We start from the raw sequence: 23,359 nt of genomic DNA, 5'->3' as shown, positions 1-23,359 counted from the left end.
GCTGGGAAACCGGAAAGGCCGGGCGTCAGAACCCCCGGCCTTTCCGGTGCGTCCCGCCGCACCCTACTGCGCGGCCTTTCCGGCCTCGACCCAGGGAGCCCAGGTCTCTTCATTGGCGTCGATCCATTCGGCCACCACTTCTTCCAGGTCCCGGCCCTTCTGGTCGATCTCCAGCATCAGCGCGTTCTGCACCTCGTTGTCGATCGAGATCTGCTCGAACACCGCCGCCACGCCGGGGTTCGCCTCGGCGAACTCGGCATTGATGATCTTGTCGATCGAGGCCTGCTGAAAGCCGCAGGCCGACCCGCGTTCCTGCCCCTCTTCCTCGACGCATTCCCCGTCGGCCGCGTCCCACTGGACCCATTCCATCTCCATGTCGGCAAACAGCCAGTGCGGCTGCCAGAACATCATCAGGATCGGATCCTGCGTCGCCACCGCCGATTTCAGCTCGGCGATCATCGCCCCTTCCGATCCGCCCGCGACCGGTTCGAACGGCATGTCGATCATCGCAACCACGTCCTTGGACCGGGTGCCCCAGTCGGCGGGATAGGTGATCAGCCGGCCCTTGGGAAAGGTGTCGGCGGCGGCAAACGCCTGCGCGCAGTCATACAGCGCCTCGTAATCCGGCAGACCCGGACACTGTTCCTTCATGTAGGGCGGATAGATCCAGCCTTCCTGCGGTTGCAGGCCCAGCTGCCCCACCACGGTGATGTCGCCCGATTCCACCGCCTTGGGATAGATGTCGCCCACGTTGTTGGTCCAGACCTCGGGCTGCAAGTGCAGATCGCCATTGGCGATGGCGGCGAATTGCGGCACCGCGCCCGCGGTCACGTATTCCACGTCATGTCCGGCCTTTTCCAGCAGCGTGCCGGTGATATGTGCCGAGATATGCTGACCAGTCCATTCGTTGATCGGGATCCGGACCGTCTCGGCTTGCGCCACCCCGGCCCCGGCCAGCGAAAGGCTCGCGGCCCACAAGACAGAATTCATCTTCATCGTTCTCTCCCTGTTTTTATTGATGCAGATCATGGTCGCCATCATGCGACGTCCGCAACGTGGACCCAAGCAGAAATGTACGTTGACCAATGCGGTGATAAAACCAAGGCTCCTGAACGGGCGGCCGCGGCGCGGCTGCCGGTTTCATGAGCATTGCGAAAGGGAGGATGCCGTGCCGTTGAAAATTGCCGAAAAGTGGTTTCAGACCAGAGACATGGGCGATGGCGTCACGCTCATATGGGAACCGCATGTCGCGCCATGGTTGCGCTGCAATATCTGGCATATCCAAGGACGCGACCGCGATCTCGTGATCGACACCGGCATGGGCCTGCGCCCCATGACGCGCGAGCTGGCGCAGCTGACCGAGCGCCCCCTCAGCGCCATTGTCACCCATACGCATTTCGATCATTCCGGCGGGTTGCACGAGTTTGACCACCGTTGCGGCCACCTTGCGGAATCCGACATCCTCGCCAACCCGACACCGTCCAACACCTACGCCGACGCGGGCTTCGTCCGGGCCGAGACCTTCACCGCCCTGCCGTTCGAGGGCTTCTCCTACGAACAGTACACGGTAACGCCCGCGCCCCTCTCCGCCCTGCTGGATGAAGGCGACGTGGTCGATCTCGGCGACCGTGCCTTCACCGTCTTCCACCTGCCTGGCCACAGCCCCGGCTCCATCGCCCTGTTCGAGTCCGCCACGGGCCTCCTCTTCAGCGGCGACGTGGTCTATGACGGCGACCTCATCGACGACATGGACCATTCCGACCCCGACAAGCTGGCCGAGTCCCACGCCCGCCTGCGCGAGCTTGACGTCACCACCGTCCACGCCGGCCACTTCACATCCTTCGGGCGCGACAAGCTGATTGAAATCCTCGACGAATACCGCGACGGTGGCCGCCGCTTGGGCGATGCCGACGCATGGCTCGCCGACAAGATTGCAAGGAGCAAGCCGCAGTGACCCAACGCACGGCCATCATCACGGGCGGGCTGGCCGGAATCGGCCTCGCCACCGCCCGCCTGCTGCACGAGGCCGGGCATACCATCGCCATCGGCGCCCGGCGCGGCGACGACACATCGCTTCAGGATATGGCCCGCGACACCGTCGGCGCGGATGTTTTCGTCGCCCCGCTCGACGTCCGCCAGCGCGGCTCGGTCGCGGCCTTCTGCGCCTCCGTCAAAAACCAGTTCGGCACACCGCAAATTCTGGTCAACGCCGCCGGCGTCACCCGCCACCAGACCGTCTCCGACCATGACCTCGACGCCTGGGACGACGTGATACAAACCAACCTCACCGGCACCTTCCTGATGATCCACGCGCTTTTGCCCGACATTATGGCGTCGGGCTGGGGCCGGATCGTCAACATCGCCTCCACCGCCGCTACATCGGCGGTCGCCGACCACCCGGCCTATTGCGCGTCCAAGTCCGGCGTGCTCGGCCTCTCCCGCGCCGTGGCGCTCGAGGGCGCGCCCCACGGCGTCACCTGCACCACCGTCAGCCCCACCTGGGTCGAAACCGAAATGCTGCGCTCATCCGCCGCCACCATCGCCAGTCAGAACGGCACCACACAGGCCGAAGAGATCGCGGCCCTGGCCCGCGCCAACCCGCAGAACCGCCTCGTCCAACCCGACGAGGTCGCCGCCATCATCGCGTTTCTCTGTTCCGATGCCGCCCCTGGCCTGACCATGGAAGACATCCAGATCAACGCCGGTGCCCACTGGTAGCTGCGTCAGGCCAGCCGCCTCGCCCGCCACGCCATCACCGCTGGCTCGATCAGCCCCGCCGACAGGATCAGCGGCAGGCCCACCGCCTCGCGCAGGCCGAACCGTTCCCCGGCCCACAGCGCCGCCGTCACCGTCGCCACCGCGACCTCGGTCATGAACAACAGCCCCACCAGCCCGGGGTTCAGCCGCGACGGCGCATAGATCGTGGCAAAGGAACTGGGCAGGATCAGGATCACCGCCACCGGGACGAACCACCACATCAGTCCCGCAACCTCGGGCCAGTCCGGCGCGCGCGCGATCCCCTGCACCGTGGCGATCCCCGCCACCAGCAGCGCCACGACCGCCCCCACCAGCAGAAAGTTCACCGCATGGGTCAGGATCCGCACCCGCCGCTCCGTCAGGATCAGCGTACAGCCCACGGCCCAGAACATCCCCGAAATCAGGCCAAACCAGTCGCCCGCGTTGCGCGGAAGCGGCACGCCAGTGTCGTCGGCAAAGATCACGACCAGGCCGACCAGCCCCACAAAGATCGAAAGCCACCGAAACCACGTCATCCGGTCGCCCAGGAACATCCAGCCCAGCAAGAACCCCCAAATCGGCGTCATGTAGAACAAGAGCACCGCGCGCACCACGTCCGTATACAGCAGCCCTGCCGCATAAAGCGCAAAGGCGACCCCCGCCAGGATTCCGCCCATAAGCGGCCGCAGCCCTTGCGCGTAATCCGCCCGCAGCACCCAGACCGCCGGCAAGCTCAGCAGCGCGGGCAGGCTCATGAACACCACCATCGCCCAGGGCGCATCCAGCCCCGCCTGCTCGATCATCCGCAACGGCAACCAGAAAATGCCCCAGCACAGCCCCGCGAAAAGTCCCGTCAGAACAGCCCTGTTGTTGCCCTCGGCCAAGGCCGCATCTCCTCTTCTCGTGTTCCGGCCCCAGTCAGGCACCTGCAACGCACAAAGGCAAGGCATCGCTGCCCCGCCTGCGCGTTTGGCGCCGCTCCTGCCGCGAAAGCGGCCTCAGGCCGCGCGATCAGGGATATTCACAACCTTGCCACGCGGTATCTCGCAGGCCTTGTCGTAAAGCGGCGTCCGGGCCAGCGTCGCGGCATACATCTGTCCGTCATTGCCCTCGACCATCAGCTCGGTTCCCGGCCCGGCCTCGGTACTGTCCATCAGCGCAAATCCGATCCCGTGTCCCAGGTAGGGCGAGGTTGCCCCGGCCGTCACCCGGCCCGCAACCTCGCCGTTCCACTCCACGCGGCCATTCACCCGCGGCTCACCCTCAGGGCAGATGATGCCATGCAGACGCTGGCCCTTGTCGGCTTTCTCCAGCGCGGCCTTGCCGATGAAGTCGTCCTTGTCCATGGCCACGAACCCGCCCAGCCCGACGTCGTAAGGCGTGGTCGTCTCGTCGAAATCCGAGATGGCGTTCAGGATCCCCGCCTCGATCCGCCGGATGTTCATCGAATCCAGCCCGAACATACGCATCCCGTACGTTTCCCCCGCCCTTTCCAGATGCGCCCACAGGGCCGCGGCATCGTGATGCGGCTCGGTATAGAACTCCCAGCCCAGCTCGTTGGTGTAGCCGGTCCGGGTGATCAAAACGGTCTGCCCGCCGAAATCCACCCACGCACTGCCGAAATATCCGAACGGCTCGGGGATACCATCCTTCGCCACATCTTTCAAAACCTCCATCGACAGAGGCCCCTGGATCTGGCTCACGTTCACCTCCGGGTCCAGGATCTCCACATCCATGCCCCTGGCGTGCGCCCGCGCCCAGTTCACGAAATCCCCATCCGCCTGCGCGTACCAGAACCGGTCCTCGGCCAGCCGCACGAAAACCCCGTCCACGATCAGCCCGCCATGGTCGAAACAGGCAATGCCATAACCGCACCGCCCGACCTTCACCTTGGAAATATCGTTGACGAACAATAGGTTCATCAGCGTCTCCGCATCCGGCCCCCTGAACTCCAGCGGCCATTCGCCGGTATGCAGGCACGCCGCCTTAGTCCTCAGCAGCCAATAGCCCTCGTCGGTCGGCAGGTCGTCCATGTACACGCACATCAGCCGCCGGTTATAAACGCAATAATGCGGTCCGTGCCGCGCCTCGATCTCGTGATACGCATGCCGGTTAAGATTGAAATCCCACCCCGCACCGGGCCGCGTGGTGATCAGGTCACGGGTCCGCCCGTCGCTCGAAACCATCATGTGCCGGCCTCCGGGTCCAGCCGCGCGCCCAGCGCCCCCGCCACCAGCTTCTGGAAATGGTGCACCGCGTGCTCGCTCAGCTCGGTCAGCCCTTCGTCCACCACGAAACGCCCCTGGTTGTACCCGCTGGACTTCAGCCCCTTCTGCACGCTCTCGCACAACCCGATATCCTCGGGCTGCAACACATCCTTCTGATAGTTGATCGCATCGCGCAGCTGCTGCGTGACCTCGCCATCCCTTACGAACCAGTCCTGATACTCGACGCAGTGCTCCGGCGCCGTCGGGTTCATCTGCAACACCGACAGGTTCGCCTCGCCCGGATAGGCCCAGATGGTGAAGTTCGGCCACACGAACCAACCCGCGTACCCGAAATCCACGTCACCCGCCTCGAACTTGTAGGCCCGCGCGTTCATCGTCCGTGGCTGCCCGGCGCACTGGCTGGAGTAAAGCCCGCAGGTGATCGTGCGATAGCTGTCCATGTCCACCAGATCGACGAAATCGTGGTGCGCGGGCGCGCAGTGATAGCACTCCAGAAAGTTGTCCATCAGCACTTTCCAGTTCGCCTCGACCGCGTAGGTGTCGCGCTGCGCGAACTGCAAATCGTCGACCGAAGGGACATAATGTCGGATCTCGGACTCCAATTCGCCCATCTGTTCGGCGAAAGGTATCGCATTTTCATCCAGATTGACGAGGACAAGCCCGCAGAACACCTCCACCTTCACCGGCTTCAGCGAAAACTCCTCCTTGCGGAAACCCTCGACATTCTCGGTATTCCGCGCCGAGCGCAGGTTGCCGTCGAAATCGAACGCCCAGGCATGATAGGGGCAGGTGATCACATTCTTCTTGCCCGTCCCGCTGACCAGTTCATGCCCCCGGTGCGGACACACGTTAAAGAACGCGTTCAGCTCCCCCGTCCGGCTGCGGGCCACAAACACGTTCTGCTCGTGGATCTTCACTGTCAGGAACTGACCCGGCTCCGCCACCTGGCTCACATGTCCAGCGTAATACCAAGTCCTGTAGAAAATCGCGTCCTTCTCCGCCGCCCAGATCTCCGCATCGTGGTAGAACCGCGCGGGCAGGGTATAGGAATTCTTCGGATCGGCCCGGAACGGCTTGTCTCCGGGCATCAGGTTCAACGTCTGCAAGGTCATGGCGCACTCCCATCTGGCTGTTGACAGTGTCAACCATTACCGAGGATCATGACAAACGCTGTTTTCTCATGAATTTGCCCAAGTTTTCCTAATGCCAACGCACCTCCCCCCGCTCGATCTGATGGAACCGTTCGAGGCCGCCGCCCGCCTCGGCAGCTTCACCCGCGCCGCCGAGGAACTGTCCGTCACCCAATCCGCCATCTCCCAACGCGTGCGCAAGCTCGAGGCCCTGCTCGACACCGCGCTTTTCATCCGCGGGCATCGCACGATCACCCTCACGCCCGAGGGCCGCGAGCTGCTGATCGGCGTCCGCGCCGCGCTTCAGCATATGACGGCAGCCACCCGCGCCCTGCGCCAGCGCGACGGACGCCCGCGCGTGCGCCTCGGCGCGGATACCTCGATGGCCCAACTCTGGCTGACCCCCCGCCTAGCCCCGGCCCTGGCAGACAGCCCGCCGCTCATGCTCGATCTTATCGCGTCCGACACGGAATCAGAGCTTCTGACCAGTGACATTGCCCTCCTGCACGGCGCCGGCAACTGGCCCGGCTACACCGCGACGCGCCTCTTCGACGACGCGGTCTTTCCCGTCTGCACCCCGGATTTACTGTCTCGCGCCCCGCTGCAAACACCCGAAGATCTGCTTGCCGCGCCCCTCATCGATCTCGATTACACCCACTGGAACTGGATGAACTGGGGCATCTGGCTGACAGAAACGGGCCTCGATCCCACCCGCGCCACCACGCTGATGCGCACCAACAGCTACATGGCCCAACTCGACGCCGCCCGCGCGGGCCTCGGCGTGGCGCTCGCGTGGGAGGGCCAACTGGGCGACGACCTGACCTCTGGTCGCCTCGTCCGCCCTATCGACCATGCCGTCACCACACCTTTCGGCTACTACCTGATCCTGCGCGACAGCGCAGAGCCCGTGGCACGGCAGCTGGCCCGAAGCCTCCTTGACGCCGCGACCTGACGCAACCCGCGCAGCTACTTTCCCCACCCTCAACTTTTCTTGCGAAAAACACTCGAATCCGACCGCGCCGACCGCACCGCCTTGGCAAGTCTCGCGCCGCCTGTTTAACTATGCCCCGACAACCAGACTCACCCCAAGCCAAGAGGTCCCTCATGCGCTACCTCGCGCCAACCACGCTGGATGACGCCATCCAGTTGCTCAGCGGCGATCCCGGCGACTGCCGCGTGCTCGCCGGCGGCACCGACCTGCTCGTCCGCCTGCGCTCCGGCGATGCCGAACCCGACAGCCTCCTCGACATCAAGCGCATCGAAGATCTGCGCCGGATCACGCCCGAGAACGGCGGCTGGCGCATCGGCGCCGCGGTCTCCTCGGCGGAAATGAACGAGCATGCCGAGCTCAAGGCCGCCTACCCTGGCGTCTGCGAGGCCGCCGACCTCATCGGCTCCACCCAGATCCAGGGCCGCTGCACGCTCGCCGGCAACCTCTGCAACGCCTCCCCGGCCGCAGATTCAGTCCCCGCCATGGTCGCCGTCGGCGCCGTGGCCCGCGTCGCCGGCCCGAAGGGCACTCGCGATGTCCCGGTCGAGGATATCCCTACCGCCCCCGGCAAGACCTCGCTGGAAAAGGGCGAATTCGTCGCCTCGATCTTCCTGCCCGCCAAGGCGGACCGCACCGGAGACGCCTATCTGCGCTTCATCCCCCGCACCGAGATGGACATCGCCGTGGTGGGCTGCGGGATCTCGCTCACCCTGGACGGTGACGGCACCTGCACCGCCGCTCGCGTCTCGCTCGGTGCCGTCGGACCGACCGTCATGATCGTCGATGCCGCCGCCGACGCCCTGATCGGCACCAAGCTAGATGAGGCCGCGATGGATGCGCTGGCCAAGGCCTGCTCCGCCGCCGCCTCCCCCATCGCCGACAAGCGCGGCACGGTCGAATTCCGCACGCACGTGGCCGGCGTGCTTGCGCGCCGCGCCGCCGCCATCGCCAAGACCCGCGCAGAAGGATAAGCAGACATGAGCAACATTCACGTCTCCACCACCATCAACGGCGACCCTACGGAATATCTCTGCGCGCCCGATGAAACCCTGCTCGACGTCCTGCGCGACCGTCTCGGCATGACCGGCTCCAAGGAAGGCTGCGGCACCGGCGATTGCGGCGCCTGCTCGGTCACCGTCAACGGCCGCCTCGTCTGCTCCTGCCTCATGCTGGGGGCCGAGGCCGAGGGCGCGAAGATCGAAACCATCGAGGGCATGGCCGACGGCGATCAGTTGCATCCGCTGCAACAGAAGTTCATCGAACACGCCGCCCTGCAATGCGGCATCTGCACGCCCGGCATCCTCGTCGCCGCCAAGTCGCTGCTGGAAAGAAACCCCGACCCGACCGAGGAAGAGGCCCGCTACTGGCTCGCCGGCAACCTCTGCCGCTGCACGGGCTATGACAAGATCATCCGCGCCGTGCTCGACACGGCCGCCGACCTCAGAAAGGCATCCTGATGGCACTCGACAGCAAACAGGTCCTCGACACGCAAGAGTTCAAGATCGTCGGCACGCGCCCCCTGCGCCCCGACGGCATCGACAAGGTCACCGGCAGGGCCCGCTTCGGCGCCGACATCACCGCGCCGGGGATGCTGATCGGCAAGGTGCTGCGCAGCCCGCACGCCCACGCCCGGATCAAGTCCATCGACACGTCGGCGGCCGAGGCCATCGAGGGCGTCCACGCCGTCGTCACCCGCGCCGATTTCGCGCCGATCACCGATGACGACGCCACCGCCGATATCCTCGACAATTGCATGGCCGGCGAAAAGGCGCTCTATGACGGCCACGCCGTCGCCGCCGTCGCCGCCAGCTCGGGCCACATCGCCAAGAAGGCGCTGAAGGCGATCAAGATCGACTACGAGGTGCTGGACCACGTGACGGATGTCGACAAGGCCATCGAGGACGGCGCCCCCGTCCTGCACGAGGGCCGCGCCGACGAATCCGCGCCCGACGGCGCGTCGCCCAACATCATGGCCCGGTACGAGTTCGGCCACGGCGACATCGACGCCGGCCTCTCGCAAGCCGACGAGGTCATCGAGCGGTCCTACCGCACCGAGGCCACGCACCAGGGCTATATCGAACCCCATGCCTGCCTCGCGCAGATGAGCCAGGACGGCCAGGCCGACCTCTGGTGCTGCACGCAAGGCCATTACATGGTCCGCAACACCTGCGCCGCGATCATGGGTATGGACCAAGGCCAGCTGCGCGTCACCGCCTCGGAAATCGGCGGCGGCTTCGGCGGCAAGACCACCGTGTTCCTCGAACCCGTGGCCCTGATGCTGGCCCGAAAATCCTCGCGGCCCGTCAAGATGGTGATGACCCGCTCCGAAGTGCTGCGCGCCACCGGCCCCACGGCCTCCTCCTCGGTCGATATCCGCATCGGCATGACCAAGGACGGCCGTATAACCGCCGGCTTCGCCGAACTGCGCTACCAGGGCGGCGCCTATCCCGGCTCGCCGGTGGAAATGGGCTCCATGTCCGCCTTCGCGCCGTATGACCTGGAAAACGTCAAGACCATCGGCTGGGACGTGGTCACCAACCGCCCCAAACAGGCCGCCTATCGCGCCCCCGGCGCACCCATGGCCGCCTTCGCGGTGGAATCCGCCATCGACGAGCTGGCCAAGAGCCTCGACCTCGACCCGCTGGAAGTGCGCCTGAAAAACGCCGCGCGCGAGGGCACCAAGGCCTCCTACGGCCCCACCTACCCCGCCATCGGGCTCGAGGCGACGCTGCGCACCGCCAAGGACCACCCGCACTGGACGGCGCCCCTCGGCCCCAACCAGGGGCGCGGCGTCGCTTGCGGCTTCTGGTTCAACTTCGGCGGCGACACCTGCGTCACGCTCAACATCACGCCCGACGGCACGGTGACCGTCTCCGAGGGCAACCCCGATATCGGCGGCTCCCGCGCGTCCATGTCGATGATGGCGGCCGAGGAACTCGGCATCCCCTACAACAAGGTCCGCACCATCGTGGCCGACACCGGCAGCCTGGGCCAGAACGAGGTCACCGACGGCTCCCGCGTGACCTTCGCCGTGGGCCTTGCCACCATCGAGGCCGCCCGCGCCGCCAAGCGCGAGATGTGCCGCCGTGTGGCCAAGCTCTGGGACATCGACGAGGACGCGGTGGAATGGCGCGACGGGGCCGTACACCCCACCGGCCATAACGCCGGCAGCCATGACCCGATGACCCTGGCCGAGATCGCCGCCATCGCCTCCAACACCGGCGGGCCCATTGCCGGCCACCACGAGGCCAACCCCGAAGGCGCCGGCGTCAGCTTCGCCACCCACATGGTGGACACCGAGGTGGACCCCGAAACCGGCGCGGTGAAGATCCTGCGCTACACGGTCTTCCAGGACGCGGGCAAGGCGGTGCACCCCGACTATGTCGAAGGCCAGTTCCAGGGCGGCGCCACGCAAGGCATCGGCTGGGCGCTCAACGAGGAATACATCTACGGCGAAGACGGCACCCTGCAGAACGCGGGCTTCCTCGACTACCGCATTCCCGTGGCCTCCGACCTGCCGATGATCGACGCGGTGATCCTGGAAATCCCAAACCCCGGCCACCCCTACGGCGTGCGTGGCGTGGGCGAAACCTCGATCGTGCCGCCCCTGGCGGCCATCGCCAACGCGGTCTCGGCGGCGGCAGGCGTGCGCATGACCGACCTGCCCATGTCCCCGCCCAAGGTGCTGAAGGCGATCCACGACAAATAGACCTCGGGACTGGCCCCGGACAAGGTCCGGGGCCTCTCTCACGAACCCGTAGGGCGGGTGAAAACCCACGCGCCACGCCGGGCCCGCGACACGCGATTGAACCCGACCCCACGCATCACCGACACACTCCCGAACCTTGGTCAAAGGAAAGGGAGACGACCCGATGCCAACCCATTACCTCACCGGATTCGATGATCTGCTCAGCCTCGGCAAGGGCAACGACACGGTCTATGCCTTTGGCGGCGATGATTACCTTTATGGCAACGACGGCAACGACTACCTGCTCGGTATGGATGGCGCGGACACCATTCTCGGCGGTTACGGCTCCGATATCGTCGATGGCGGCAATGGCGACGACGTGATTTACGGCGGCCTCCCCGGCGGCTCCGACATCGGCTCGAACGTGCTGTTCGGCGGCGCGGGCGATGACCTCATCTATGCCGGCGACGACGGCGACTACATCGACGGTGGCACCGGCCGGGACAAGATCATCGGCGCATCCGGCGCCGACACCATTTTCGGCGGCGCAGGCAGCGACCGCATCGAAGGCGGCGGCGGCCATGACAGCATCGGGGGCGGCTCCGGTTTCGATTTCATCCTCGGCGGCTCGGGCAACGACACCATCGACGGCGGCGCCAGCCGCGACACCATCAAGGGCGGTGACGGCAATGACCAGCTTTCCGGCGGCGACGGCAGCGACGTGTTGCGTGGCAACAGGGGCAACGACAACCTCTTCGGTGAAGACGGCAACGACCAGCTCTTCGGCGGCGGCGACGACGACTTTCTTCACGGCGGCTTCGGCAACGACACGCTCGACGGCGGCGCCGGCAACGACTGGATCATCGCCGGCGACGGTCCCAATCCCGGCGACGGCCTCTACGGCTATGACGACGTGGCCTATGGCGGTGCGGGCAACGACTATATCTATACCGGCTGGGGCAACGACACCGCCGATGGCGGCACCGGCAACGACACGATCTATTCCGGCTTTGGTCAGGACGCGATCTTCGGCGGGCTCGGCGACGATGTGATCCACGCCACCGATCTGCCGGACGGTCTTCTGGAAGGCGTCGGCGGCTACGAACCCGGGCTCGACGACGCGATCTATGCGGGCGACGGCAACAACACCGTATATTCCGGTTCGGGCAACGACCTGGTGACATCGGGCGAAGGCGATGACTACATCCGCTCCACCAACGGCAGCGATACCGTAATGTCCGGCGACGGAGACGATTTCGTCTGGCTCAGCACCCAGTACGTCCACCAAAACGTTCCCCCCGCCCCCACCGAAACCGATCTCGGCGCCGGCGACGACACGTACTACTCGACCGGCTTGGGCGACGACATCGTCCAGGGCGGCGACGGCGCGGATTTCATCTATATCGAAGGCGGCAACAATCTCGTCTTCGGCGGCGCCGGCGCCGACATCATCCAGGGCGGCGACCGCGACAGCGGCAGCACGAAAAGCGCCCAGGCCTCGCTCGACATCCTCTACGGCGGCGACGGTGACGACAAGATATATGTTTGGGGCGGCAACAACCTCGTCGATGGGGGCGCCGGCAACGACACGATCGATGCCCGCCTGGGAGAGGATATCACCCTTGGCGGCACCACGCGCATGAACGGCGGCACCGGCGACGACTGGCTGGTCGGACGCCGCGGCGAAATCGACGAGTTCGTCTTCACCCATGGGGGCGATTTCGGCACCGACGTCGTTCGCAGCTTCGAAACCGCGCATGATCGCATCCTGATCGACACGTTCCAGGACGATCCGGTTGCATTCACCTCGACCATCGTCGGCACGAGCGTCCATATCGAATTCGAAGGCGACGCCGGTCTGCTCTCCATCGAAGGCGGGGCCTCCACCTGGAGCGACAGTTACATCGAGTTCATCTAAAATACCCGAATAGCGCCCCACCCCCGTCCCGGGCTTGACCCGGGACCTCTCCGGTCCAAGATACGCAGCATGGTTCAAGTCACGATATGGGGCTCCCTCGCCCGCTTCACCGACGACGCCCGCGAAGTCGAAATCGAGGCAGAAAACCTGCGCCAACTGCTCGACGGCCTGGCGCGGAAATACCCCGGCCTGAAACCGCAGCTCGACCGCGGCGTCTCCGTCTCCATCGACGGGCGCATCTATAACGACAGCTGGTTCCAGCCCATCCAGCCCGACAGCGAGGTCGTCCTGCTGGCGCGTCTCAAGGGCGGCTAGTCGCTCGACAACGCCTTCAACGGCGCCCGCAGCCGGAACGCGAAGCCCTCCGCCTCGAACGCGACCTCGGTCTTGGCGCCCAGCGACGCTTCGGTCAGCTTCGTCAGCACCTGCGTCCCAAAGCCCGGCTTGGCCGCGGGGTTCACCGCTGGCCCGCCCCGCTCTACCCATGCCAGGGTAAAATCCGGACGCGCGTCGCCCTCGACAGCCCAGGTCACCACGACCCTCCCGGTTTCCTCCGACAGGGCGCCGTATTTCGCCGCGTTGGTGGCCAGTTCGTGAGTCACCATCCCCAGGATCTGCGCCGCGTTGCTGGAAATCATCAGGTCCGGCCCGTTCAGCACCACCCGCTCGCGCGCCGCACCCGCAAAAGGCCTCACCTGCTCGGTGAAGATCTCGCGCAGGCCGAACCTGCTGCCCGCGTCGTGCATCATCGCTTCCTGGTTGCGCCCCAGCGCCGCCAGCCGTGCAAGCAGACGATCGACCACTTCCTCGGGCGGCGCGTGCCGCGCCAGTTGCCGCACGATCCCCGACACCACCGTGATCAGGTTCTTCGCCCGATGGCCCAGTTCACCGATCAGGAACTGCGCACGCTGCTCGGCCATCTCCCGGGCGGTGATGTCGACCATGGCGAACACCCCCTCCACCGGCATCCCCGCGGCGTCGTAACTCACCTGCTTGCGCGCGTTGACCCAGCGCAGCGGCGCGTCCGGCACTAGGATCCGGTGCGTCATGTCCAGCACCTGCAGCGGATCGTCCGGCGACAGAAGGCAGCCCAGACCCTCCTTCACCTGCGGCCAGTCGTCGGGATGGATCCGCGCGTGCAACTCCTCGCGCCGCACCTCCACGCCCGCGTCCAGCCCGAAGAATTCCGCCGCCAGCGGGTCGCACCGCAAGGTGTTGGTCCGGTAATCGACCTTGCCCAACCCGACACGCGCGACCTTCAGGCCCAGTTCCATGTCTTCGGATGTCAGAGGGATGTTCAGCGGGATCTTCAAAGCTTTCGTCATGGCATTTTCTTCAGGCCCGCAAATCGCTCCGTCAATGTCGCAGTTTAATCATACACCTTTTTTCTCACAGCCATGCGAAAACCCGCCGCTCTGCCCTCCGAACGTAGGGTGGGTGACAACCCACGCGCCAAGCCGCCGTCCGCCGGCGAAACGAACCCGAAACGAAAACGCTCACCCGCAGACCCGGCAGACCGTGTCCCACTCCTTCAACCGCTCGGCCACGGGCGCGGGCACCGGACGGTCGGTAAAGAACATGTCGACCTCGCCCAGCGACGCGATCCGCGCAGGGGCCATGCGGTGAAACTTGGAATGGTCAGCCACAAGATGGGTCCGCCGCGCCCGCGCGATGATCGACTGGCTGACATGCACCTCCTGCACGTCGAAATCCAGCAGGTCCCCGTCGTCGTCCAGTGCCGAACACCCGATGACGGCATAATCGAACTTGAACTGCTCGATCACCCGCGTCGTCAGGTTGCCGATCAGCCCCCCGTCCGAGCGGCGCAACACGCCCCCAGCCACCACGATCTCGCAGTCCGCATTTGCCACCAGGATATTGGCAACATTCATGTTATTGGTGATCACCATCAGGTCTCGATGGCTCAGAAGCGCCCGCGCCACCGCCTCGGTCGAGGTCCCGATATTCAGGAAAACCGACGCCCCGTCCGGAATCTCCTGCGCGCAGACCTGCGCCATTGCCTGCTTGGCCGCCTCGTTCAGGCCGCGCCGCTCCTCATAGCCGATATTGGACACGCCCGACGGCATCACCGCGCCGCCATGCACCCGCTCCAGCCGCCCCGCCTCGGCCAGGTCCGTCAGATCGCGCCGGATCGTCTGCACCGTCACACCAAATCGAACGGCTAGGTCCTCGACCGTGACCTTACCCTCGTTGCGGGCGATCTCCAGGATCTCGGGATGGCGAAAGGTTTGCGACATGCGCCTCGTGCTCGGGTTTCGTGTTTTTTCGTTTTCGTCGAAAATCGGTCCGTGTCAAAGGAAAATCCCATTGTGCCGCCCTTTTCGCAGCCGCAGAAAGTCCTGTCGCCGCCGACCTGATTGCCAGCAAACGCTTGTAATAAAACGAATTTCCAAAAACCGAACAAAAACGAAAGAAGCGTTTGACTCGAACAACCTGAACGTGCTCATTTACCGGACACGGTTTCCGGCGGCATCTGGGGAGGATGGATGCACCCAACTCACGAAAATATAAGCGATATTTTCGTCATCGGGGGCGGAATCAACGGCTGCGGCATCGCCCGCGACGCCGCCGGCCGCGGCCTGTCCGTCACGCTGGCCGAAATGAACGACCTCGCCTCGGCCACCTCCTCGGCCTCGACCAAGCTCTTTCACGGCGGCCTGCGCTACCTCGAGTATTTCGAGTTCCGCCTCGTCCGCGAGGCCCTTATCGAACGCGAAGTCCTCTTGCGCAACATGCCCCATATCAGCTGGCCCATGCGCTTCGTGCTGCCCTACCACCGCGACATGCGCTTCGAGGGCGGCACCCCCACCTCGCGCCTTTTGGAACGTCTCATGCCCTGGATGCGCGGTCGCCGCCCCGCCTGGCTCATCCGCCTCGGCCTTTTCCTCTATGACAGCCTGGGCGGCCGCAAGATCCTGCCCGCCGCGCGCTCCCTCTCGCTCGACGGCACGCCCGAAGGCGCCCCGCTGAAGCCCCATTTTCAAAAGGCATTCGAGTATTCCGACTGCTGGGTCGAGGATTCCCGCCTCGTCTCGCTCAACGCCCGCGACGCCGCGGGTCGCGGAGCCGAGATCCTCACCCGCACCCGTGTCACCGCCGCCCGCCGCGACGGCGACCTGTGGAAGATCGAAATGGAAGACACCGCCACCGGCGCGCTCATGACCCGCCACGCCCGCGCGCTGGTCAACGCCGGAGGCCCCTGGGTCGGCAACATCCTTCAGGACATCACCCATATCGACAGCCGCGCGGGCGTCCGCCTGGTGCGCGGCAGCCATATCGTGACACGCAAGCTCTTCGATCACCACAAGTGCTATTTCTTCCAGGGCCAGGATGGCCGCATCATCTTCGCCATCCCCTACGAGCAGGATTTCACCCTCATCGGCACCACCGACGCAGACCACCCCGACCCGGGCACGCGCCCCGTCTGCACCCCTGCCGAGCAAGAGTATCTGTGCAATTTCGCCTCGGAGTATTTCGAAACGCCCGTCACCCGCGACGACATCGTCTGGACCTATTCGGGCGTCCGCCCGCTTTATGACGACGGCGCCAAATCCGCCACCGCCGCCACCCGCGACTATGTGCTGAAGCTCGACACCGACGGCCCCCCGCTCCTCAACATATTCGGCGGCAAGATCACCACCTACCGCCGCCTCGCCCAGGCCGCCGTGGCCAAGCTCGCCCCCCGTTTCCCGAACGCCAAGGGCGACTGGACCGCCGACGCCGCCCTGCCCGGCGGCGATTTTGCCGTGGAAAACCGCGACCGGATGGCGGGCGAATTACAGGCAGATTACCCCTTCCTGACCGAAGCCTGGGCCTACCGCCTGCTCCGCGCCTACGGCACCGAGGCGCGCACCCTTTTAGGTGACGCGAGAACCGCCGCCGACCTGGGCCGAACCTTCGGCGCCACTCTCACCGAACGCGAGGTCCGTTGGCTCATGACCCATGAATTCGCGCGTAGCGCCGAGGATATCGTCTGGCGCCGCAGCAAGCTTGGCCTGCGCATGTCGGATAGTGAAATCAAGGACTTGCAGAACTGGATGCAGGCCAACCCCGTGGGCGACAGCATCGTCGCCGCGGCGGCAGAATAAGGACGCGACCGATGACGCTGGTTCTGGACAACGTGTCGAAACAGGTGGGGGCCGAGACGCATATCCACCCCACCGACCTCACGCTGGAAAAAGGCACGATGAACGTCCTCCTGGGCCCCACGCTCGCGGGCAAGACCACGCTCATGCGCCTTATGGCCGGGCTCGATGCCCCCACCACCGGCCGCATCCTCTGGGACGGCACCGACGTCACCGGCATGCGCGTGCAGGATCGCGGCGTCGCCATGGTCTACCAGCAGTTCATCAACTACCCGTCGATGAGCGTCTATGACAACATCGCCAGCCCCATGCGCCTGTCGGGCAAACCGAAGGACGAAATCGACCGCGCCGTACGCGACACCGCCGAGATGCTGCAACTGACACCCATGCTCGACCGCAAGCCGCTCGAACTTTCGGGCGGCCAGCAGCAACGCTGCGCCCTAGCCCGTGCCCTGGTGAAAAACGCCGGTCTCGTCCTGCTGGACGAGCCGCTCGCCAACCTCGACTACAAGCTGCGCGAGGAGCTGCGCATCGAGATCCCCCGCATCTTCGAGGAATCCGGCGCGATCTTCGTCTACGCCACCACCGAACCCGAAGAGGCGCTTCTGCTGGGCGGCAACACCGCCACCCTCTGGGAAGGCCGTGTGACGCAATTCGGCCCCACGCCGAAGGTCTATCGCCAGCCCGCCGATGCCACCACCGCGCGGGTCTTTTCCGACCCGCCGATGAACTTCCTGCAAATCTCGAAAACCGGCGGCAAGCTGATGTTCGGCGAGGGCCAGTCCCTGCCCGCCACCGGCAAGATGGCCGACCTGCCCGAGGGCCGTTACACCGCCGGCTTCCGCCCCAACCACCTGGAAATCGAACAGCACACCGACGCCGCAATGCGCTTTGTGACAAGGCTCGGCGTGACCGAACTCACCGGCTCGGAAACCTTCATCCATCTCGACCATGCGGGCACCCGCTGGGTCGGCGTGATCCACGGCATTCACAATTTGGAACCGGGCCGCGACCTGCCGGTCTATCTCGACCCGGCCCATATCTACATCTTCAGCGAAGACGGCGCGCTGGTTGCACCCGCCGCCTACGCGCTGGCCGCCTGAGAGGCTGACGACAATGGCAAAGATCACGCTCGACAACCTAGCGCACAGCTACCTCGCCAAACCGACATCCGAGGATGATTTCGCGCTCAAGGAACTCAACCACGACTGGACGGACGGCGAGGCCTACGCGCTGCTTGGCGCGTCCGGTTGCGGCAAGACCACGCTCCTGAACATCATCTCGGGGCTCTTGCAGCCAAGTCGCGGTCGCATCCTCTTCAACGACGTGGACGTTACGCACGCGCCCACGACCGAGCGCAACATCGCGCAGGTCTTCCAATTCCCGGTCGTCTACGACACCATGACTGTGCGCGAAAACCTCGCCTTCCCGCTCAAGAACCGTGGTGCCGACAAGGCTTACGTGGCTGAGCGCGTGCAGGAAATCGCCACCATGATCGGGCTAGAGGACACGCTGAACCGCAAGGCGCGCGGCCTGACAGCGGACGCCAAGCAAAAGATCAGCCTTGGCCGTGGCATGGTGCGCGAGGACGTCAACGCGCTGCTGTTCGACGAGCCGCTGACCGTCATCGACCCCCACATGAAGTGGGAACTGCGCACGCAATTGAAGCAACTGCATCAACAATTCGGCCACACCATGATCTACGTCACCCACGACCAGACCGAGGCGCTGACCTTCGCCGACAAGGTCGTGGTGATGCATGACGGCCGCGTGGTGCAGATCGGCACGCCCCAGGACCTGTTCAACACCCCCGAACACACATTTGTCGGCTACTTCATCGGCTCGCCGGGCATGAACGTCATTCCCGCGAAAGTCGAGGGAAACCAGGCCTATATCAACGGCGCGGAATTGGCGCTGGCCAACACCTATGCCCCCCTCGAAGGCCGCGTCGAATTGGGCGTCCGCCCCGAATTCGCCCGCCTCTCCGACAGCGAAGGGCTGCCCGTCAAGGTCCGCCGCGTGGAGGATGTGGGCCGACACAAGATCATCCGCGCGGATTGCTTCGGCACGCCGATCAACATCATCGCGGGTGAAGCCGAAGAGGTCCGCACCGACGCCACCCGCGTCGCCTTCGATCCCACCCATGTGAACGTCTATGCCAATGACTGGCGCGTGACGCCTACAGGGAGGGCCGCATAATGATCCCGCACACCGCCGTCCCGGGCTTGACCCGGGACCTTCCCGCCACTCGCTCCACAACCAACGAGGCCGCCTGATGGACAAGACCCCCAATCAAAAGGCCTGGTTCCTCGTCCTGCCCGTGCTGATCCTCGTGGCCTTCTCCGCCGTCATTCCGCTGATGACCGTGGTGAACTATTCCGTGCAGGACACTTTCGGCAACAACGAGTTCTTCTGGGCCGGGCTCGAATGGTTCCGCGAACTGCTCGAAGACGACCGCATGTGGGACGCGCTCGGGCGCCAGATGATGTTCTCCTCCATCATCCTCGCCATCGAGGTGCCCCTGGGCATCCTCGTCGCCCTTAACATGCCCAAGAAAGGCGTCTGGGTTTCCGTCTGCCTCGTCCTGATGTCCCTGCCACTGCTGATCCCGTGGAACGTCGTCGGCACCATCTGGCAGATCTTCGGCCGTGTCGATATCGGCCTCCTGGGCCACACGCTCGCGGCGCTGAACATCGACTACAACTACACCCAGGATCCCTACGCCGCCTGGGTCACCGTGGTTGTCATGGATGTCTGGCACTGGACCTCGCTGGTGGCGCTGCTGGCCTATGCCGGCCTGCAATCCATCCCCGACGCCTATTACCAGGCGGCCAAGATCGACCAGGCCTCGCGCTGGAAGGTCTTCCGCTATATCGAGCTTCCCAAGATGGCGGGCGTGCTGATGATCGCGATCCTCTTGCGCTTCATGGACAGTTTCATGATCTATACCGAGCCCTTCGTCGTCACCGGCGGCGGCCCCGGCAGCACCACGACCTTCCTAAGCATCGACCTCGTGAAGATGGCCCTCGGCCAGTTCGACCTCGGCCCGGCCGCAGCCTTCTCGATCATGTATTTCCTCGTGATCCTGCTGATCTCATGGGTATTCTACACCGTCATGACCAACCTCGATAAGCGGGAGGGCTGAGCCGATGACCGACGCCACCACCGACCGCATCCCCGGCAAGCTCGCGCCCAGCGGCCGCAACCGCCGCATCCGCGCGAGCGTGAACAGCCGCGCCATCGTCATGACCCTCTACCTCATCTTCCTGCTCCTGCCGATCTACTGGCTGGTGAACATGAGCCTGAAGACCAATTTCGAGATCCTCAACAGCTTCACCCTCTGGCCCCGCAACCTGACGCTGGAAAACTACGCGACGATCCTCACCGACCCGGCATGGTATTCGGGCTACATCAACTCGCTGATCTACGTCGTGATGAACACGGTGATCTCGCTCGCCGTCGCCCTGCCCGCCGCCTACGCCTTCTCGCGCTACAGCTTTCTCGGCGACAAGCACCTGTTCTTCTGGCTGCTGACCAACCGCATGGCCCCGCCCGCGGTCTTCGCCCTGCCGTTCTTCCAGCTCTACAGCTCGGTCGGCCTCTTCGATACACACATTGCCGTGGCGCTGGCACACTGCCTCTTCAACGTGCCTCTGGCGGTCTGGATCCTCGAGGGCTTCATGCGCGGCGTGCCCAAGGAAATCGACGAGACGGCCTACATCGACGGCTATTCCTTCCCCCGCTTCTTCGTGAAGATCTTCATGCCGCTGATCGCGTCGGGCATCGGCGTCGCCGCCTTCTTCTGCTTCATGTTCTCATGGGTCGAACTGCTGCTTTCGCGCACGCTCACGACCGTCGACGCCAAGCCCATCGCCGCAATCATGACCCGCACCCAAGGGGCGGCGGGCATCGACTGGGGCGTGCTCGCCGCCGCCGGTGTCCTGACCATCGTGCCGGGCGCGCTCGTCATCTATTTCGTCCGCAACTACATTGCCAAAGGTTTTGCTCTGGGGAGAGTTTGATGAACATTTTCAGCCGATATATTTTCGTAGTTTGCGGCCTCGCCGTCACCACTCTCACACCCGCCGACGCGCGGGCCCAAGCGGCCGAACCATGGGAAGCCGCCTGCATCATGCGCCACCTCGACCCCAACGGCGACGGCTTCCTGTCGATCCGCTCCGGCCCCGGCTCCAACCACCCCGAGATATTGCGCGTGCGCAACGGCGACTCGATGCCGATCGACACGCGTAAATGCCAGGGCAAATGGTGCTTTGCCGAAAGCATCCACAAAGACGGCCGCCGCCTTAACCAGACCGGCTGGTTCCACACCGGCTGGTGCGAGATGATCCCGTGAGCCGCGCCGCCACATTCAGCTACCCCGACGTCGCGGCGCCTGTCGCTGCCGCGTCACACAGCTTTGTCATGACGGAGGAAACCTGATGGACTGGATGGCATGGACATGGCCCACCGCCGCCTTCTTCGGCGTCATCGCAGGGCTTCTCGTAACCTTCACGATCCTCGCGCTGAAGTTCCCGGAGACGCCCCGCACCGGCATCCTGCGGATCGAGACGACTCGCGGCGACCGTCTCTTCATCACGCTTCTGGGCAGCGCCTTCATCAATCTCGCGTGGCTGGGCCTTGTCGGCACCAACCAGCCCTACGCGCTGATCGTCTGCGCGATCTACGCCGCCGCGGTGTTCCGCTGGGTCTAGACGCGCGCAACCCCCGGCGTTCCGCCTCTGCGGGCCGCCACACACAACCAAGTTCAGAAAGACCAATGGGAGGAACCAAATGAACCTGAACCTGAAATCAACCACCGCGCTGGCCGCGGCCATTGCCCTGACGGGCAGTGCCGCCTGGGCCGGCATGGAAGAGGCGATGGAGTTCCTTGAGAACGAAATCGCAGGCCTCAGCACGCTCAGCCAGGAAGAGCAGGAAGCCGAGATGCAATGGTTCATCGACGCGGCCCAACCCTTCGAGGGGATGGAGATCAAGGTCGTCTCGGAAACCATCGCCACCCACGAATACGAAAGCCAGGTCCTTGCCCCGGCCTTTTCGGCCATCACCGGCATCCAAGTCACTCACGACCTCATCGGCGAAGGCGACGTGGTCGAGAAGCTGCAAACCCAGATGCAGTCGGGCGAGAACATCTATGATGCCTACGTCAACGATAGCGACCTCATCGGCACCCACTGGCGCTACCAGCAGGTACGCAACCTGACCGACTGGATGGAGGGCGAAGGCGCCGACGTCACCAACCCCGATCTCGACATCGACGACTTCATCGGCACGTCCTTCACCACCGGCCCCGACGGCAAGCTCTACCAGCTGCCCGACCAGCAGTTCGCGAACCTGTACTGGTTCCGCTACGACTGGTTCAACGACGAGAAGAACAAGGCCGACTTCCAGGAGGAATACGGCTACGAGCTTGGCGTTCCGGTCAACTGGTCGGCCTATGAGGATATCGCGGAATTCTTCACTGGCCGCGATCTCAGCCACCTCGGAGTCGAAGGCGAAGTCTACGGCAACATGGACTACGGCAAGAAAGACCCCAGCCTGGGCTGGCGCTTTACCGACGCGTGGATGTCCATGGCCGGGATGGGCGACGTGGGTGAACCCAACGGCCTGCCGGTCGATGAATGGGGCATCCGGGTGAACGAGAACTCGCAGCCCGTCGGCTCCTGCGTTGATCGCGGCGGCGCCACCAACGCGCCCGCGGCCGTCTACGCGGTGACCAAGGCGATTGAATGGCTGCAGAAATACTCGCCCCCCGCCGCCGCCGGCATGACCTTCTCCGAAGCCGGGCCCATTCCCGCACAAGGCAACGTGGCCCAGCAGATGTTCTGGTACACCGCCTTCACCGCGGCCACGGTCGAGCCGGGCCTGCCGGTGATGAACGAGGACGGCACGCCCAAGTGGCGCATGGCCCCCTCGCCCCACGGTGTCTACTGGAAGGAAGGCCAGAAGATCGGCTACCAGGACGCAGGTTCGTGGACCCTGATGCAGTCGACCCCCGTCGACCGCGCCAAGGCGGCCTGGCTCTATGCCCAGTTCGTCACGTCGAAAACCGTGGACCTCAAGAAATCGGATGTGGGCCTCACCTTCATCCGCGAGTCCACCATCGACAGCGACCACTTCACCGAGCGCGCGGACAAGCTTGGCGGGTTGATCGAGTTCTACCGCTCGCCCGCCCGCACCGCATGGTCGCCCACGGGCACCAACGTGCCGGATTACCCGAAACTGGCCCAGCTCTGGTGGCAGAACATCGGCGACGCCATGTCGGGCGCCAAGACCCCGCAAGAGGCGCTCGATGCCCTCTGCGAGGATCAGGAACGCGTGCTGGAACGTCTCGAACGCGCCGGCGTGCAGGGTGATCTCGGCCCGGTCCTGAACGAGGAACGCGACCCGCAATACTGGTACGACCAGGAGGGCGCGCCCTATCCCAAGCTGGAAAACGAGGACGAAGAGCCCAAGACCGTCTCCTATGACGAGCTGATCGCCAGCTGGCAGTAATCGCCTGCCATGGGCCGGGACACCCCGGCCCTCAGACCCAAAAAAACCG

General features: G+C 64.9%; 22 protein-coding genes. 16 read left to right on the top strand and 6 right to left on the bottom strand.

Annotated elements, in window-relative coordinates; genetic code table 11:
- Window positions 1–63 precede the first annotated feature (63 nt).
- On the bottom strand, window positions 64–996 hold the full coding sequence (locus tag RBB31_RS11875) for an ABC transporter substrate-binding protein (RefSeq protein WP_306129512.1): 933 nt from the start codon (window positions 994–996) through the stop codon (window positions 64–66).
- A gap of 172 nt (window positions 997–1,168) precedes the next feature.
- Here RBB31_RS11875 and RBB31_RS11870 point away from each other — a divergent pair, with 172 nt between their 5' ends.
- Both RBB31_RS11870 and RBB31_RS11865 read left to right on the top strand, forming a co-directional pair.
- Window positions 1,169–1,954 carry an MBL fold metallo-hydrolase gene (locus RBB31_RS11870; RefSeq protein ID WP_306129511.1) on the top strand — a complete coding sequence of 262 codons (786 nt, stop codon included), beginning with the start codon at window positions 1,169–1,171 and terminating at the stop codon, window positions 1,952–1,954.
- The gene (locus tag RBB31_RS11865) at window positions 1,951–2,718 is read left to right on the top strand and encodes an SDR family NAD(P)-dependent oxidoreductase (RefSeq protein ID WP_306129510.1); all 768 of its coding nucleotides are present in this window, start codon (window positions 1,951–1,953) and stop codon (window positions 2,716–2,718) included. Before RBB31_RS11870 ends, RBB31_RS11865 begins: the two co-directional genes overlap by 4 nt.
- Before the next feature lie 5 nt (window positions 2,719–2,723).
- Here the strand turns inward: RBB31_RS11865 and RBB31_RS11860 are convergent, their stop codons facing one another.
- The 3 genes from RBB31_RS11860 to RBB31_RS11850 form a co-directional block, all read right to left on the bottom strand.
- Window positions 2,724–3,620 carry a DMT family transporter gene (locus tag RBB31_RS11860; protein WP_306129509.1) on the bottom strand — a complete coding sequence of 299 codons (897 nt, stop codon included), beginning with the start codon at window positions 3,618–3,620 and terminating at the stop codon, window positions 2,724–2,726.
- Window positions 3,621–3,734: 114 nt separating this feature from the next.
- Window positions 3,735–4,925 (bottom strand): aminomethyltransferase family protein, encoded by a 1,191-nt coding sequence (locus tag RBB31_RS11855; protein ID WP_306129508.1) that lies wholly within the window; start codon window positions 4,923–4,925, stop codon window positions 3,735–3,737.
- Entirely contained in the window at window positions 4,922–6,076 is a 1,155-nt protein-coding gene (locus RBB31_RS11850) for an aromatic ring-hydroxylating dioxygenase subunit alpha (RefSeq protein WP_306129507.1), read from the bottom strand. The genes RBB31_RS11855 and RBB31_RS11850 overlap by 4 nt, the downstream gene beginning before the upstream one ends.
- Before the next feature lie 91 nt (window positions 6,077–6,167).
- Here RBB31_RS11850 and RBB31_RS11845 point away from each other — a divergent pair, with 91 nt between their 5' ends.
- From RBB31_RS11845 to RBB31_RS11820, 6 genes are all read left to right on the top strand, one after another.
- The gene (locus tag RBB31_RS11845; protein WP_306129506.1) at window positions 6,168–7,046 is read left to right on the top strand and encodes a LysR substrate-binding domain-containing protein; all 879 of its coding nucleotides are present in this window, start codon (window positions 6,168–6,170) and stop codon (window positions 7,044–7,046) included.
- Window positions 7,047–7,198: 152 nt separating this feature from the next.
- The gene (locus tag RBB31_RS11840) at window positions 7,199–8,056 is read left to right on the top strand and encodes a xanthine dehydrogenase family protein subunit M (protein WP_306129505.1); all 858 of its coding nucleotides are present in this window, start codon (window positions 7,199–7,201) and stop codon (window positions 8,054–8,056) included.
- Between the two features lie 6 nt (window positions 8,057–8,062).
- Complete coding sequence (locus RBB31_RS11835) at window positions 8,063–8,542, top strand: (2Fe-2S)-binding protein (RefSeq protein WP_306129504.1); 480 nt, start codon at window positions 8,063–8,065, stop codon at window positions 8,540–8,542.
- Window positions 8,542–10,794: a xanthine dehydrogenase family protein molybdopterin-binding subunit gene (locus tag RBB31_RS11830; RefSeq protein WP_306129503.1), complete on the top strand. Its 2,253-nt coding sequence runs from the start codon at window positions 8,542–8,544 to the stop codon at window positions 10,792–10,794. Before RBB31_RS11835 ends, RBB31_RS11830 begins: the two co-directional genes overlap by 1 nt.
- Before the next feature lie 163 nt (window positions 10,795–10,957).
- Window positions 10,958–12,691 (top strand): calcium-binding protein, encoded by a 1,734-nt coding sequence (locus RBB31_RS11825; RefSeq protein ID WP_306129502.1) that lies wholly within the window; start codon window positions 10,958–10,960, stop codon window positions 12,689–12,691.
- 69 nt (window positions 12,692–12,760) lie between these two features.
- Window positions 12,761–13,006: a MoaD/ThiS family protein gene (locus RBB31_RS11820; protein ID WP_306129501.1), complete on the top strand. Its 246-nt coding sequence runs from the start codon at window positions 12,761–12,763 to the stop codon at window positions 13,004–13,006.
- Here RBB31_RS11820 and RBB31_RS11815 read toward each other — a convergent pair.
- Both RBB31_RS11815 and RBB31_RS11810 read right to left on the bottom strand, forming a co-directional pair.
- On the bottom strand, window positions 13,003–14,016 hold the full coding sequence (locus RBB31_RS11815; RefSeq protein WP_306129500.1) for an HWE histidine kinase domain-containing protein: 1,014 nt from the start codon (window positions 14,014–14,016) through the stop codon (window positions 13,003–13,005). The genes RBB31_RS11820 and RBB31_RS11815 overlap by 4 nt on opposite strands.
- Window positions 14,017–14,187: 171 nt before the next feature.
- Window positions 14,188–14,949 (bottom strand): DeoR/GlpR family DNA-binding transcription regulator, encoded by a 762-nt coding sequence (locus RBB31_RS11810; protein ID WP_306129499.1) that lies wholly within the window; start codon window positions 14,947–14,949, stop codon window positions 14,188–14,190.
- A 249-nt stretch (window positions 14,950–15,198) separates the two neighbouring features.
- Between RBB31_RS11810 and glpD the strand changes: the two genes are divergently transcribed.
- The 8 genes from glpD (at window position 15,199) to RBB31_RS11770 (ending at window position 23,310) form a co-directional block, all read left to right on the top strand.
- Window positions 15,199–16,800 (top strand): glycerol-3-phosphate dehydrogenase, encoded by a 1,602-nt coding sequence (gene glpD / locus RBB31_RS11805; RefSeq protein ID WP_306129498.1) that lies wholly within the window; start codon window positions 15,199–15,201, stop codon window positions 16,798–16,800.
- 11 nt (window positions 16,801–16,811) lie between these two features.
- Window positions 16,812–17,900, top strand: coding sequence for an ABC transporter ATP-binding protein (locus tag RBB31_RS11800; protein WP_306129497.1), 1,089 nt, complete (start codon window positions 16,812–16,814; stop codon window positions 17,898–17,900).
- 13 nt (window positions 17,901–17,913) lie between these two features.
- Window positions 17,914–18,996: an ABC transporter ATP-binding protein gene (locus RBB31_RS11795; protein WP_306129496.1), complete on the top strand. Its 1,083-nt coding sequence runs from the start codon at window positions 17,914–17,916 to the stop codon at window positions 18,994–18,996.
- Between the two features lie 76 nt (window positions 18,997–19,072).
- Window positions 19,073–19,942 (top strand): carbohydrate ABC transporter permease, encoded by an 870-nt coding sequence (locus RBB31_RS11790; RefSeq protein WP_306129495.1) that lies wholly within the window; start codon window positions 19,073–19,075, stop codon window positions 19,940–19,942.
- Between the two features lie 4 nt (window positions 19,943–19,946).
- Window positions 19,947–20,819, top strand: coding sequence for a carbohydrate ABC transporter permease (locus RBB31_RS11785; protein ID WP_306129494.1), 873 nt, complete (start codon window positions 19,947–19,949; stop codon window positions 20,817–20,819).
- Window positions 20,819–21,151: a hypothetical protein gene (locus tag RBB31_RS11780; protein ID WP_306129493.1), complete on the top strand. Its 333-nt coding sequence runs from the start codon at window positions 20,819–20,821 to the stop codon at window positions 21,149–21,151. Before RBB31_RS11785 ends, RBB31_RS11780 begins: the two co-directional genes overlap by 1 nt.
- A gap of 85 nt (window positions 21,152–21,236) precedes the next feature.
- Window positions 21,237–21,509 (top strand): DUF2160 domain-containing protein, encoded by a 273-nt coding sequence (locus RBB31_RS11775; protein ID WP_306129492.1) that lies wholly within the window; start codon window positions 21,237–21,239, stop codon window positions 21,507–21,509.
- Window positions 21,510–21,588: 79 nt separating this feature from the next.
- Window positions 21,589–23,310 (top strand): ABC transporter substrate-binding protein, encoded by a 1,722-nt coding sequence (locus RBB31_RS11770; RefSeq protein WP_306129491.1) that lies wholly within the window; start codon window positions 21,589–21,591, stop codon window positions 23,308–23,310.
- Window positions 23,311–23,359: the final 49 nt, after the last annotated feature.

It is taken from the genome of Roseovarius sp. MMSF_3350 (assembly GCF_030733425.1).
In the GTDB taxonomy this organism is placed as follows: domain Bacteria; phylum Pseudomonadota; class Alphaproteobacteria; order Rhodobacterales; family Rhodobacteraceae; genus Roseovarius.
The sequence above is the reverse complement of the archived record's forward strand: the minus strand, read 5'-3'. Positions and strand labels throughout refer to the sequence as shown.